At 62.2% G+C, this 307-nt stretch carries 1 pseudogene; it reads left to right on the top strand.

Annotated features, from left to right (window positions below):
* Positions 1–124: pseudogene (locus tag AC5ZFO_RS48425) on the top strand (IS630 family transposase); the annotation flags it as partial.
* Positions 125–307 lie beyond the last annotated feature (183 nt).

The following is a 307-nucleotide window of genomic DNA, read 5'->3' on the forward strand; positions in this document are numbered from 1 at the left end:
CAACATGGCGCGAACACATGGCCGCTGCCAACGCGGCGAACGTCTGCAAGCCGCCGTTCCGCGCGGCCATTGGAAAACAACAACCTGCGTGGCTGCTCTACCCACGCGCGGTATCATCGCGCCCTGAGGCGATCGGGCGAACGGCAGAAACGACGGCCGACTCGTGCGTAAAAAGCACGTTACTCAAGAGCAACTGGCGTTGGAGGCCGAGCTGGATCTTACGTACGTCGCTGCAGGTCCCGACCGCGCTAGGTTCGTCTGCCCGATGGTGACGATATCCTTGGACGCCTCAGCCATCGAGATGAGC

It is taken from the genome of Bradyrhizobium sp. Unk1 (assembly GCF_059512345.1).